This is a genomic window from Rhizobium sp. R711, assembly GCF_002211365.1.
In the GTDB taxonomy this organism is placed as follows: Bacteria; Pseudomonadota; Alphaproteobacteria; order Rhizobiales; family Rhizobiaceae; genus Rhizobium.
Map to the genome: position 1 here is coordinate 1 of NZ_LOKZ01000019.1, position 13,605 is coordinate 13,605.

Sequence of the window (13,605 nt, forward strand, 5' to 3'; positions counted from 1 at the left end):
TTCAACAAGATCAAACAGTTTCGAGGTATCGCCACTCGCTACGACAAGCGCCCGGAAAACTATCTCGCAGCTGTCAAACTCGTCGCCGCAAGGATCTGGTGTCAGAGTTTATGAGTCGACGGCCTAGGAGGCTTTTTCAAATCGGCCCTGGCTATGGCGGCGCGGGCGAGGGGTTGGCCACGACACCCTTTCTCCACCCGGGGCACTACGTCTTCGTCTCAGGCGCGGTCGATCAGTTCCAGTCGTCCTCGCCCGGCAATCAACCGGATCCCGAGAATGAGCAGTGCGGCGCCATATGCTGCAGCTCCGGCGGCTGCAACAAGTGCAAGCTCGACAATATGGTTCAGCTGGTGGGGTGCCAGGGCCTCTCGCAGGAATAACACCGATATCGCCATGACGCCCGCTGCAACACCAACCTTCCAGAGATTATGGAGTTGTTCGCCGATCCCAAGGTCAAGAAGCTTTCGAACCTCGTTGAGGTAAAATGCAAACATCAGGAACGACAGAACGACACGCGCGAAACTGACGCCGATTACCGACCCGAAATAAAGGCCGGCCGAAAGCAGGACCACACGCAAGAGGAGGTCGGTTGCGTTCAGGCGAAAGATGATATTGGGCCTGTCAAGTGCAAGGCTGACAGAATAAAGCGTCTGAAAATAGGGGATTGGAGCAACAGAAAGCGCCAGGACGCTCAAGAGTGGGGCGGCCTCCTTCCATTTTTGCCCGAGCAGAAGATCCGTGGCGAGGTCCGATGTCAGCGAAATGCCGACGCAAGCCGGAACCGAGATCACCATTGCGAAGCGCGCCGCCTTCAAGAATGCATGTCTGACGCGCGCCCGGTCGGAGCGGATCTGCGAGAACGCAGCCATGACCGGCTGTAGCGCCGGCCCGATGATACTTTGTGTGGGAATGACCGCAACATCGTTTGCGACAGCGTAACGTCCAAGCGTTGGACGGTCGCAAAGCACACCAACGAGAAAGCGGTCGAACTGCCAGTTGAGCGCCGATACGATCTGGGCGGAGCTGAACCAGCCGATGAAGCTGGCAAAGTCCGGCAGCCGCGAAAGCGACAGTCCGGGACGATAGGGGGCAAGGATATAGGAAGCGATACTGGAGACCACCGATGCCAGGACCGAGTTGACTGCGATTGCCCAGTAGCCTCCTCCCGACAGGACAACGACGGTTGCTGCGACACTGGCACAAAGCTTCCCTGATAGTTCCAATATGAAGGTTTGCCGGAAGCCGAGCTCACGGGCAAATTTTACCATGGCCGGGCTCACAAAGCCTCTGGCGACCGGGCCGATGGCGAGGACTGCGACCAATGGCAGCAACTGCGCCTCATGATTGAAGAGTGAGAAGGGATAGGCGGCCAGAAGTACGATAACGGCAATGACGCTGCTTCGAATAATGCTGAGCGTAAAACCGGTATCGAGGTGGCACTTTTCAACAGCAGGCAATCGTACCAAAGCCTGCGTTACGGGGACCTCAAGCACCGTGTCCACCACAAGCACAAGCGAGGTTGCAAGTGCAGCCAGGCCGAAGTCGGAAGGTGACAGAATTCTGGCGAGAACAAGCAATGTCAAGAAATCGACGATGCGCCCGATGAAGCGGGAAAAGACCAGCCAACTGGCTCCCTGGATCGCCTTAAACGCCAGCATTACACTCTCCAGCTTTTGTCATGACCAGTCGACCTCTGCGCAGGTGGCGTTCGAAACTTTCTGTTTGCGCAATGGCGCTTGAACGAAGAACTCTGGTCACACTCACTCATCGCTGCAGGCTTGCGGTGACGCCGCGAACGATATGTGCCAACTCCAACGCGGGAAGAAGTGCAGACTTCAGACGAGGAAAATCCCGGGCGATCGCGGCTTCCCGCCATAAGTGAGACTTTATAGATTGCAGTCTCGCGGAGAGGCCTGTCTGCTCCGGCCCGTTCAAGACGTTGACGCTTTCGGACCGCCCAAAATCGACCGAGCGCAACCCAACAGTGAGCGCCGTCATGTCGAAAGCCGTGGGATTGGTGATGGCTTTCTTTAGGCGTGACCACGCAGTTGTCGCATCACGCATTACCTGTGCGCCATCGGCAATCGCATCAATATAGTCGAGAACACCAGCCAGAAGTGGGTTGCCGATAGTCGCGTCGACCTTGCCGTAGCTGATGTCACCACAATTGCCTTCGACGTTGCCGTCCTTTTGCAGACGCAGTTGCCGCACGGAAGGGATGGCGGGTTCAAAGAGGCTCTCGATAGCGTGCCAGTAGCGCAGGATGACCGTTTCGACCTTGAAGGGATTATAGAGGTTGTCTTCGACGACGAGCCCGGAAACTTCGGGAAAATGGTCCTCGCTCAATCCCTTGTAGTTGCAGCGGGCAAACTGGATCGTCTCGAAATGCCTTTCTGGCATTCCCGCAGCCAGGAGTTTCTGGGTGCTTCCATAAAGGCCGGTGTCGCACAAGATGACGCGCCCGTGGTGTCCGGCAATCGACTCGAGATGGCGCCGGAACAGGGCATTTTGCTGCATGACATCTGCAGCCACCTCCTTGCCTGCCTCGGTAGCAAGCATGTCGAAGAAGCGTGCGGCGACAAAGCGTTTGTCCCAGGCTTGAGTGAGCGTGTAAGTCCTGCCACCCAGAAATGCGGCCACGTCGGCAAAGCTGTTTTTGTCGAATTCTCTTTCCAGCTCGTCGAGCACGCAAGGACTGCGTGCCTCCAATGCGATGCGCGCCGCCACCAACCTGGAAACCAGGATGTTGTTCCGCGACATCAAAAGCGGCAGCCCAAGACGCGCAAGCAGGCGCTCGAACGCCTCGCGGATACCGATGCCGCCGCGGGCGCAAAACAACAGTGTTGCGCCCTGAGTTTCGGCTTGCCGCGCATAAAGCCAGATATTCAAGCAAAATTGTGCAACGATTGGTCCAAAAACGGCATGTCCGAAGGATCTTTGGTCGGTCAGGGCAGGAATACTCTCGGCGCGGGGACGTAACCGTCGTCGGATACCTCTGATGGCCTCGCTGCGCGCGGCGTCTGCCTGCGTCATATAGTGTCGAAGGCGACCTTTGGGGATGTGGACGGTTTGAATGCCCATCCTGTGGGGGGCCAGGTGATCGGCAAGCGCGTCGTCGCCGATGTGCAGCATGCGGGAGGCCGACAGCTTTTCTGCCTGAAGCACGGCTGAAAACAGTCGTCCTGAGCGTTTCGTCGCTAAGAGTTCGGCGCTGGAATAGACCTCGTCGATCAGTCCCGGGCCATGAAAGTGGTTCAAGAGCTCGCTCAATCGGTCGCTGGAAAGGGCTGTATCTGAGACTGCGATGACGCGGATGCCTGCCTGGCGCTGCCCGCGAAGTGCCATTGCCAACCCGCCATTGGCGAAAAGCGAGGCTTTCTCGATCGCGATCTCGATGTCGATGCGCCTGTCGGTCAGCGCTTTCGGCAGGCCAAGCATTTCCAGCTGGCGCTCGACGATATCCGATAGCCTCACCTCGCCTACCCCACCGCCAACGTTCAGCGCACGATAAGCCAAGCTTTGCGCAATCAGGCGGGCCTCCAACAACTCCTCGGCGGTGACGTTGAGGCCCTGCTCCTTGAGAAGGCGGGCAAAGCGCCGCTCGCCTTCCAGCATGCGCGATCGTTGCGACCGTGGTTGTCGCAGCAACAGCGTGTCGAAAACATCGCACGAAATCAGCCCGACGCTGTCGAGCGGGCCCTGTAGAAGATCGAGGTTTCGCCGCAGCAATTGATTACCCCTTCCGCCGTCGGTCCAACACGTATTCCCCGCGGGCCTTGGCCAGCTCCCCGAGAAAATGCTGCACTCGCGAGAAAGTGCAGTCAGCATGTAATAACATCGACTGTTCATTATCAAGTCGCCAATACCTGTGTTTCGTGCGGCAAATAGGTCTCTTTTTCGTGAAGAACTTCACGCATCAATTTCTTTACATATTTGTTGCTTTAGGTTGTCGACATTCATAACAATAAAGATTAATGTTGCGCTGCAGCACCAAAGCCCTTGGCGGAGCATAGTATGGATGACGCAAGCCCACAGGTCGTGCCCATATCCAAGTTTCCGCATTTTGACGCTGTCGTCCTCGGCGCGGGCATCTCAGGGCTTGTCGCGGCCTCCGTTCTGGCAAAGCAGGGGGAGCGAACGCTTGTCATCGACGACTATGAGCACGTCGGCGGCAACCACATGGACTGGACCTCGCGCGACGGCTACACGTTCGATGTCGGCAGCCTGATATTTCAAGATGACTCGCCACTTCTGCGGCATTTCCCGGAGCTATTGCCACATTACCTGCCGATTGCCCCGACCTGGGGACGTCTCAATCCCCAAAGGAAGATCACCGAGTATCCCATCTCGGTGCGCGACGACATTTTGGCAGCCGGGCCTATCGGTCTGATGCGCATTTCCTTTTCGGTTCTCTATGCGAGGCTGTTTTGCAAAAAGATGGGCAATGCGCGCGACTTTGCGCGCTATTGGATAGGCGACTATCTCTTACGAAGGTCCGGACTTGAGACCTACATGAAGCGCTTTTACGGAATTGCCCCCGAAAAGATCGATCTCGATCTTGCGCGCAAGAGAATGGGGTGGATTTCCGAACATGCTTCGATTGGAACCCTCATCAAGAAGCTCATGAGATCACGCATGGCCGCAGGCCCGGCCAATCGTCAGCTGGCGCGACCCAGACAAGGTTTTGCCATTCTTTATGATGCCGCGGTTGAACGTCTGACGAGCGCTGGCGTTTCGTTGCGTCTGTCGGCCGGAACGCGCAAGATCGAGCGGACAAACGACGGCTTCGAGATCACACTTGATGGTGGTGTCGTCCTCACAAGGCGGGTGATCTCGACCATTCCAATTCCGGCGCTCGAGCGCCTTTGTGGCCTGCCGGCGCAAACAGCGCTGAACACGATTACGCTCATTTCCCTCTATTTCAGCTTCGCAGGCGAGCGCGGTTTCTCACAGTCGATCATATATAATTTTTCCCATGACGGCGCCTGGAAACGATTGACGGTCTACTCCGATTTCTACGGTCGCGTGAACGGACGGGAGTATTTCGCAGTCGAAGTGATTGCCGGGGATCATGTCAGTTCGGTCGACCAGGGCGAAGAGGACTTTCGTCGCCATACGCAGGCCAATGGTCTGTTCAATGGTGATCTCGTCCTTGAAGGCAGCCAGGTTTTGGAAAGCGCCTACCCGATCTACAGCAAGGGTGCTGCACAACACGCCGCGCAGGCGATCGAGGCGCTGAGGGCCTTCGGCATCGAATCCATTGGCCGTCAAGGGGGCTTCAATTACCAGCCAACCGCCCGCGTCTCGACAATCGAGGTGGAAGCGGCTTTGGGAAAAAACTAGTCCGCGTCCACTCAGCCGGCGCAACGACAGCGCGGGGCGGCTGTCCACCGGAGTGGAAAGATGAAAGGTCTACGATGCGTATCCTGCATGTCCTCAATCACACGCAACGCCTCAACGGACACGTTCACGCTGCCGTTGATCTTGCCTGCGCGCAATCAGCGCACGGCCACGATGTCTGTGTCGCAAGCGGAGGAGGGGACTTCGACAGTCTCTTGCAGCAGAAGGGCGTGAAAACGGTGGTCGTCGATCACAAGCGCAGCTTTCCAAACCTCGCCAGGGCACTTCTTCACCTGCAGGGTCATGTCCGCGATTTCGGCGCCGAGATCGTTCATGCCCACATGATGACGAGCGCGGTCCTTGCCTTTCCCATTTGCAGGATCGTTGGCATTCCCCTGATCACGACGGTTCACAACGAGTTTGAAAAGAGCGCCACCTTGATGGGGCTTGGAACGCGCGTGATCGCGGTCAGCGATGTCGTCGGGGCGTCGATGCGCAAGCGCGGTGTTCCAGCCTCGCGCCTTAGCGTTGTCTTGAACGGAACGATTGGCTCTGCAAGGGCCGACGGGCGCAGCCACGAGCCCGCCACTCTTTGCTCGCCGAGCATTCTGTTTGTCGGCGGCCTTCATCCTCGAAAGGGATTGCCGGACCTGTTGCAGGCGTTCGAAATCGTCCATCGCTCCAATCCCGACGTTCATCTCTATATCGTTGGCGACGGTCCGTTCAAGCAAGCTTACATGGATGTGGCCTTGCAGCTTGCCTGCAAGGCGGCCATCAGTTTCGTCGGGCCGACGGCAGATCCATACCCCTACATGCTCGCCGCAGACATCTTCGTGTTACCATCGCATGCAGATCCAGCGCCGCTGGTGCTATCCGAAGCACGCGAGGCACGCTGCGCCGTCATAGGGACGAAGGTCGATGGAATCCCGCAGTTGCTCGAACAGGGCGAGGCCGGGATGCTCGTAGCTCCTGGCGATCCTCAGTCATTGGCCGGAGCGCTCGCCGAGCTCCTGGAAAGGCCTGATCAGATCGATGCGTGGAAGGCCCGCAGCCAAGTTCGGCTCGAGCATCTGACGATCGACAGGGTCGCGCGCGAGACCATGCAGGTCTATCTGGCAGCTCTGTCGAAGCGTGCTCCAGTTCAGGAGGATGCAGAGATCGAGCGATCACCTTCGCGAGCAGACGCACTGACTTCAAGTCGTCGCCAATAGTTCAAGCAAGACTTTTCCTCAATCATCGACGGTGTCTCGATCCCCGAGAAATGGGTGACGGAAAGTACCTGCCGGACGCAGGTGGATATGGAGATCAGGGGTCTGTTGTGAAGCAAGAAATTTCGATCGTCCTGGCGACATTCAACGGCGAGCGCTATCTTCATCAGCAGCTGCAAAGTCTGCTTTCGCAAACGGTCAAGCCATTCGAAGTCATTGTCAGCGACGACAATTCAACGGACGATACCGATGCGCTGCTTGCGTCGTTTGAAAAGACGGCGCCGTTTTCGGTTAGACGATCAAAAAACGAGCCGGGCCTCGGCTTTCGCGAAAACTTCCTAAACGCGGCGTCAAAGGCAACCGGAGACTGGATCGCTTTTTGTGATCAGGACGATATCTGGCGGCGCGACAAGCTCGAGGTCTGCCGCAGTTTTTTTAAGGAAGGCATCACCCAGATCGTCCATCAGGCCAGGCTGATAGACGACTCGGGAACGGAGATCGGCACCTTCAAACAAGGAATTGAGAAAACCTGCACCAGGCCACCTTTGTTCTTCGACGTCTGGCACACGTTCTTGGGGTTCTCGATGATGGTGCGACGCGATGTGTTGAATGCGTTGCCATACGGCGAGAGATTTGTCGATTACATCGAGCCCGAACATCTGATCGCCCACGACCGATGGGGGTTCTTCCTGGCGCAGACACTTGGCAAGACGGTGGAGATCGCCGAACCCCTGGTTTGCTACCGGCAACACGCGTCCAACCTGTTCGGCAAAAGCGGACGCAGGTCAACACAAGGCGCCGACATCCGATTGAAGAACCTTGGCTACATCGAAGCCACTCGCGGGATGCTCAGTTGCATCAAGACGTTGCCGCACACGACGGAGGCTCACTTTCCCGGCTTTCGGCGCGAGGTTGCACTTGGCATCTACGCGGCTGCATTGAGGCAGGTTGAGTCCCGCGCAAACATCTATCAGCTTGACCGCCATTTGGCGTTTGCCGAGCTCGCGCGTCTCCTTTTGGCGGGGGCCTACAGAAGCGCACAGAACGGGCGTTTGCGCTGGCGGTCGGTCGCCAGGGATCTGGCATATTGCTTTGGTAAGGATTGTCCTTTCAGAGGCGGTCAGTGACAAAAGAGGGGCGAGAATGAGCGTGGCATGCCCATGGTGAGCAATCAGAGGTCTACGACGCACCATCCTGCGCTCGACGGAATAAGGGGCGTGGCTGCCGTCTCGGTGTTGCTTTTTCACCTTGAACGATGGCTCGATGTTCCCGGACTTGCAGCCAATGGAAACCTGTCCGTCGACATGTTTTTCACCCTGAGCGGCTTCGTGTTGGCCTTGGCCTATTCCCAAAGAGCCGACGCCATGAACCTGTGGGCGTTTCTCTTGATGCGTGCGGTCAGGCTTATGCCGCTGATCGTTCTGGCCACCGTGATCGGCTTTTCCTATCTCCTGCTGAAGGCTTCCTGGCAGGCCAGCGACATCGTGTATTCGACGCTGCTGTTTGCGTTTTTCACCGGAGCCTTGAACATCCCCTTCTTTTGGGCACCGTCCAATATCGGTGGACCACAGTTGTTTCCGCTCAATGGTCCGCAGTTCTCGTTGTTTCTGGAGGTCGTGGCGAACGCCGTCTGGTGGACTGTCCGGTTCGGCCCGCAAATTTCGATCGCCGCAGCGACCTTCATCCTATCCGCGACATGCGTGTTCATCTTTGGCATCGGTGGCGATACGACTGAAACCTTCTGGCTCGGCCTTGCACATGTGGGCTCGTCGTTTTCGATCGGCGTGCTGCTTTTCCACCTCGATCGGATGGTCTTGTTGAGAAAGCCCCAGATTTTCAGCGTGCTCTTCTGGTGCCTGACAGGGCTGATGCTGTTGCTGTTTTACATTCCGTTCGAGGCAACGTTTCCTTTAAAGCTTATTTGGAAGTTCGCGCTCGCGCCTGCCCTTGTCTGGACTGGCTCAGGCGTGAAGATGAACGCCGTGCAGGCGAGCCTGACCAAATACCTGGGCGATCTGTCTTACCCGATCTATGCCTTGCACTATCCGATTTTCTGCTGGGTCAATGGTATTCTTCAAGCGTTGACCGGCACAAAGAACGCGCTCGTCGAGGTTCCTCTTGTGGTGCTGACGGTGATCGCAGGCAGTCATATTGCGCTTCAGTTCTTCGATAAGCCGGTTCGCCGGTCTCTCTCTCGGCACATCGGTGCAAAACGAACGATTGTTCGTGCTGTCGTATGAGCTTGGCGTGAAGTATCAGCCCCCGGCTCCGACATATTGCTGAGAGGCACGATATTTTCGTGTTGGCTCGCTTCTTCCAGGGCATTCATGTACTCGTCGCTGCGCACAACAGGAATGACCGTCCACGGCCAGAAGCGCGTTCATGATGAAGCGGGCAGTGCGTCCGTTCCCATCGGGTAACGGATGGATGTACGTGAAAAGAAACGGGGCGACGATCGCCTTAATGCGCGCGTCGGGCTCGTCCGAAACGCATGTGGCGGCAAAGGGACATGCGACGAGCCCCGCAGGTAGACATTGTGCGATCGGTAACCGGCCAGCTGGTGCGCCTTGAGCATGCCCGCGGTCACCGAAGGGCTGAACATGGCCGGGAACCAGTCCTGGTGCCTTTCCTCGAGCAATTCGCCAGTTGGCGCCCCCCTTCGAGGATCTTCCTAATGTCCTCCCGCACTTCTTCGAAGGCCAGTCTGTATCCCTTGGCTGCAAGCGCATTCCTGGCCTCATAGTCCAGGGCGCCCTCGTCCGGCTGCCACTGACCATCCCGCACCCTTCGGATCAGCTCTTCCGAAACCTCATGGCCCTCGATCGAAAGCGAGTTCAGGGCGTCTGCCACGTACCGCTGATCGATGTCCGCGATATGTCCGTCACGGTCATTGATTCGCACTTGCTCGAAGCCGATGTGATCGAGGGCGTCTTTCGCCATTCTCGACCAAAGATTCTTGATCCGAGTGGCGGAGGGTGCTTGGTTGCGTTGCGCATCCAGTCTGACCAGATCCACGTTCGGGTCGAACGGATTAATCTCATTCGGATTTTAGCCGGCCGATACAAGGGCCTTGATAGTGGTGTCCGCGGCCCTTGTTCACCCCAGATGATGCAACGCTGCCGCAACGAGATCGCCGACGTGGCTTCGACCCCGTCCAGCAGGTATTGCAGCAGCGTACTCGTTCCGCGGATGCGATGACATCGGTCGCCGATGTTTTCCAGGCGCTGGAGGTACACTATTATTATGCTTTTGAATCTCACTAATTTTATGCCTTGGAATCATTCCCCTGGACTGCCGAACCTTCTCACGCAGAGCGCGATCCAACGCATTACTGCCCACCCAGCGCAACAGCTCGGGTACGTTCAGATCGCCGAAGGCCAAGGCCTCATGCGTTGCCCGAACGACCTCGAATAGCTTTCGGTGTCCGACGTTTGCTGCGAAGGACAGCCACGGCTTAAAAAACGAGCCTCGCAATCGCAGCGTCGCCGTTTGACGAACCGCGGCATGCTTGCGTTATGTCAATGAGGTCAACAGCGATCTTGTTATTGTCGCGACACTTTCGATCCGCCGCCGAAAGTAACCGGTTCAGCACGTGGTGGCAGGAGTTTACTTATGGGTTCGTTTAGCGCCTGGCACTGGCTGATTGTGCTCGTAATCGTATTGCTTCTGTTCGGAAAAGGGAAAATCCCCGAGCTGATGGGAGATCTGGCACAGGGAATTAAGCAGTTCAAAAAGGGCGTTGAAGACGAACGCGAAGGATGACAGACGATGAAGTCGGCTTGGATCGCTAGCCGGCCGGCCTTCCTCGTAAAGCCGCCAGGGTTTCGACAAGCTGTCCCGCAAGCTGCTGTGCCAGATCGCGGGTCCGGTCATCCTTTGAAAGTTCAGCTTGTCCAAGATGATGGTCGAGCAAGAGTTCGGCCAATGCTGTTGCCTGAAGGTCCGGCCCAGTCGGCGAACGCTCGATCTCCACCGTTTGATCTTGCGTCACGGCCCTTCGCTCAAACGCTTGCTGCGCGAACTCCAGGAACCGATTTGCATGGGTGGGTTGGTTCTTCGCCAGCGCTTTAAGGTGGACTTCCAGCCGGCGCTCGAGCTCGCTGATTGCAACGGTCTGCAGGACATATGACTTCGTTCGCATGTGGAAGGCCGCCCGCCGCTCGCGACGGAGCGTCGATACGTGCCCCAGTTCCTCGCGCGCCATGCGCTCGGCCGCCTTGGCAATCTCTGACGTTGGCGCATGCGCGGATATATAAGTCCAGAAGAGGAAGGCGCGCTCTTCGTTCCTGACTGCAACCGAAAAGGCCCTGTATGCGGACAGGAGGTCGGGATCGGTCAGGTTCATTCCCTCGTCGTCGAACAGTTCGTCCGATTGGCTGGCGGTGGTGTTCCTCAGCACGCCGAGTTCAGTCGACCATTTTTCCACGGAAGCGAGATGTTCGCGTTCCTCGGCGGCCAGTCTTTCGAAGACCGCAACGAGTTCGGGCTTGCCCGTCTGACGCATATGTTCGCGTAAGGCTTCATATCCTGCAACCGCCTCCATTTCCATGTCTCTGGCCGTTGCCAGCAATTCCGGCAACGAATTGATGGCACTTGGCTCCTTCGTCAGTCTCGTCATCGTGCTACCCGGCTCCTTTTGTGTTGCTGTAACCGGAATACCAGAAAGAAGATTTTTGAGTTTGACGCTCGTCAAAGAGCGCATCTCGGCCAACGCCTAGTGTCGCCCCACGTACTTCGCAAACGGGTGGACGCGCGCAAAACATGACATCGAATTCGAGATCCTGGCTCCGAGCATGCCTGCGCGCGCTTGTCGTGGTGTCCGTCACCCTGTTGTCGGCGGCAGCCTGTAGCGCTGCCGACCAGCTTGCGACCTATCTCCAAAAAGTCCAACCGGGCGAACTTTTCCAGGAAGCCGAAAGCTTTGGCGCTCCGCAGGGCGAGCCGCCAATCGCACCAGTGATGAAAGCCGGTGAGGTTCTCGGATACGCATATCTGAACTCCGACTTCACCGCGTCGACCGGCTACTCTGGCAAACCTATCCATATCGTGGTCGGGATATCGCGCGAAGGGGTTATCCGCGGCATCAAACTCGTCGACCATAAGGAGCCGATCGTTCTGATCGGCATTCCCCAGGCCCGCGTTGTCGCGGCATTGAATTCGATCATCGGAAAGGACCTCAGTCGTGTGGCTGCCGGTCTCGATCGTCCGCCACAAGTCGACATCGTCAGTGGCGCGACCGTGACCGTGTTGGTCATGGGCGACAGCGTGATCAGGTCGGCCGTCAAGCTTATCCGCTCGCATCGCCTTGACAGCCAAAACACGGTTCAAGCGCCTCAGATCGCCGAGGTGAAGCATGTCGACGAGGCGAAGGTCGGGATCGAGGACTGGCAGACGCTCTTGGGCGACGGGTCGATCCGGAGCCTGCGCCTTTCCGTCGGGGAGGTCTCGCAAGCGTTTCGTGCTGCCAAGCAGGATGCGGCCGCAAACAACCCGGAGGCGACACCAGAGACGGAGCGTTTCATTGATCTTTATGTCGCGCCTGCAAGCGTACCCATCATTGGACGCAGTCTGCTCGGTGACGCGCTCTATGAACGTCTGCGCAAGCAGTTGAAGGCGGATCAGTCTGCGCTGCTTGTCGCAGGCGACGGCGCCTATTCCTTCAAGGGCTCTGGATACGTCAGAGGCGGTATTTTCGATCGTATCGAGCTTCTGCAGGACGGCCAGGGCGTCAGGTTCCACGATCATGACCACACCCGCATTCCTTCGCTCGCGGCGGTCGGCGCACCCAAACTCAGAGAAATCGCGCTTTTCGTCGTGCCGAAGGATTTCACCTTCGACGTGACGGGGCCCTTTGAACTCCAGCTGCTCGTCCAGCGCACCTTCGGCGCGCAGAAGGCGGTGTTGCCCTATAACCTCGGCTACACGCTTCCCGACACCTACGTGAAGATTGATCGCGTCAGCCAGGTTCTTCCTGTCGCGGCCCCTCCCGCGCCCGTCGAGGCGTCCGACACGCCCGAAAGCAATGGCGAACCTCAGCTTTGGGTAAAGATCTGGGACGGCAGCCGCATCAAGATCACGATCACGGTGGCTGCAATCCTCACCCTGACCGCGATCTTCTTCTTCCAGGATTGGCTGGTGCGCCGGCCCAAGCTCTTCGGATATGTCCGCACGGGGTTTCTCGTGTTCACGCTCGTCTGGCTCGGCTGGTATGCAAATGCGCAGCTCTCCGTCGTGAACGTGCTGACCTTCGCCAACGCCGTCATTTCCGACTTCAACTGGCAGTTTTTCCTCGCAGCGCCGCTGATCTTCCTGCTCTGGGCTTCAGGGGCGGCCGCGTTGCTCTTCTGGGGCCGGGGGCCGTTTTGCGGGTGGCTGTGCCCCTTCGGTGCGCTGCAGGAGCTGACCAATGGCCTGGCCAAGAAGCTCGGGGTGCCTCAGGTAAAGCTCCCATGGGGGCTGCACGAGCGCCTCTGGCCGGTGAAGTACATCATCTTCCTCGGTCTCTTCGGCCTCTCCTTCTACTCGATGGCGCTGGCGGAGACATTTTCAGAGGTCGAGCCCTTCAAGACAGCGATCGTTCTCAAGTTCGCCCGTCAGTGGCCGTTTGTTCTGTTTGCCCTGACTTTGCTTGGCGCAGGTCTCTTCATTGAGCGCTTCTACTGCAGATATCTGTGCCCCTTGGGAGCCGCACTGGCGATCCCCGGACGGATCAGGATGTTCGAATGGCTGAAGCGGTGGCCAGAATGTGGTTCTCCTTGCCAGCGCTGCGCCAAGGAGTGCCCCGTCCAGGCCATTCACCCCGAGGGCCAGATCAACGTCAACGAATGCATCTACTGCATGCACTGCCAGGAACTTTACCAGGACGACCAGCGCTGTCCGCACATGATCCAGGTGCGCCTCAAGCGTGAGAAATTCATGGCGCTGTCAACGCCAGAATCGCGCGGCGAAACGCCTGCGCGGAAGCCGAAGGTCGAAGTCACCTACAGGGGCGCCCCCATCCAGAAAGCAGAGACCGCGCCGGACCAATCGGCGTGACATGAAAAAAAAGGAGACGGAA

11 protein-coding genes and 1 pseudogene are annotated in these 13,605 nt (G+C 57.8%); 7 read left to right on the forward strand and 5 right to left on the reverse strand.

Translation table 11 applies throughout. The features are described 5' to 3' along the window. Positions 1–114 (forward strand): annotated as a pseudogene (locus ATY80_RS17545) (IS5/IS1182 family transposase); the annotation flags it as partial. Positions 115–218: 104 nt separating this feature from the next. Here ATY80_RS17545 and ATY80_RS17550 read toward each other — a convergent pair. Together ATY80_RS17550 and ATY80_RS17555 are read right to left on the reverse strand one after the other, a co-directional pair. Further along, complete coding sequence (locus ATY80_RS17550; protein ID WP_088693648.1) at positions 219–1,658, reverse strand: lipopolysaccharide biosynthesis protein; 1,440 nt, start codon at positions 1,656–1,658, stop codon at positions 219–221. 106 nt (positions 1,659–1,764) lie between these two features. Continuing rightward, the gene (locus ATY80_RS17555) at positions 1,765–3,729 is read right to left on the reverse strand and encodes a hydrolase (protein WP_088693649.1); all 1,965 of its coding nucleotides are present in this window, start codon (positions 3,727–3,729) and stop codon (positions 1,765–1,767) included. 285 nt (positions 3,730–4,014) lie between these two features. Here ATY80_RS17555 and ATY80_RS17560 point away from each other — a divergent pair, with 285 nt between their 5' ends. The 4 genes from ATY80_RS17560 to ATY80_RS17575 all read left to right on the forward strand — a co-directional run bounded on the left by ATY80_RS17560 (position 4,015) and on the right by ATY80_RS17575 (position 8,788). Then, positions 4,015–5,343: an NAD(P)-binding protein gene (locus ATY80_RS17560; protein ID WP_088693650.1), complete on the forward strand. Its 1,329-nt coding sequence runs from the start codon at positions 4,015–4,017 to the stop codon at positions 5,341–5,343. A gap of 74 nt (positions 5,344–5,417) precedes the next feature. Then, a complete protein-coding gene (locus ATY80_RS17565) occupies positions 5,418–6,551 on the forward strand; it encodes a glycosyltransferase family 4 protein (RefSeq protein ID WP_088693651.1) in 1,134 nt (377 codons plus the stop codon). 107 nt (positions 6,552–6,658) lie between these two features. Next, the gene (locus tag ATY80_RS17570) at positions 6,659–7,675 is read left to right on the forward strand and encodes a glycosyltransferase (RefSeq protein ID WP_189637192.1); all 1,017 of its coding nucleotides are present in this window, start codon (positions 6,659–6,661) and stop codon (positions 7,673–7,675) included. Positions 7,676–7,702: 27 nt separating this feature from the next. After that, positions 7,703–8,788, forward strand: coding sequence for an acyltransferase (locus ATY80_RS17575; RefSeq protein WP_245306858.1), 1,086 nt, complete (start codon positions 7,703–7,705; stop codon positions 8,786–8,788). Between the two features lie 15 nt (positions 8,789–8,803). On the opposite strand, the gene ATY80_RS30150 is transcribed toward ATY80_RS17575, so the two are convergent. Both ATY80_RS30150 and ATY80_RS29645 read right to left on the reverse strand, forming a co-directional pair. Next, the gene (locus tag ATY80_RS30150) at positions 8,804–9,187 is read right to left on the reverse strand and encodes a Fic family protein (RefSeq protein ID WP_348626641.1); all 384 of its coding nucleotides are present in this window, start codon (positions 9,185–9,187) and stop codon (positions 8,804–8,806) included. Then, entirely contained in the window at positions 9,132–9,488 is a 357-nt protein-coding gene (locus tag ATY80_RS29645) for a hypothetical protein (RefSeq protein WP_245306859.1), read from the reverse strand. The genes ATY80_RS30150 and ATY80_RS29645 overlap by 56 nt, the downstream gene beginning before the upstream one ends. A 672-nt stretch (positions 9,489–10,160) precedes the next feature. Here ATY80_RS29645 and ATY80_RS17585 point away from each other — a divergent pair. Then, positions 10,161–10,310 (forward strand): twin-arginine translocase TatA/TatE family subunit, encoded by a 150-nt coding sequence (locus tag ATY80_RS17585; RefSeq protein WP_088693654.1) that lies wholly within the window; start codon positions 10,161–10,163, stop codon positions 10,308–10,310. Positions 10,311–10,335: 25 nt separating this feature from the next. Here the strand turns inward: ATY80_RS17585 and ATY80_RS17590 are convergent, their stop codons facing one another. Then, on the reverse strand, positions 10,336–11,166 hold the full coding sequence (locus tag ATY80_RS17590; protein ID WP_189637193.1) for a ferritin family protein: 831 nt from the start codon (positions 11,164–11,166) through the stop codon (positions 10,336–10,338). Positions 11,167–11,309: 143 nt separating this feature from the next. On the opposite strand from ATY80_RS17590, the gene ATY80_RS17595 reads away from it, so the two are divergent. Further along, positions 11,310–13,583: a NosR/NirI family protein gene (locus tag ATY80_RS17595; protein WP_088693656.1), complete on the forward strand. Its 2,274-nt coding sequence runs from the start codon at positions 11,310–11,312 to the stop codon at positions 13,581–13,583. Positions 13,584–13,605 lie beyond the last annotated feature (22 nt).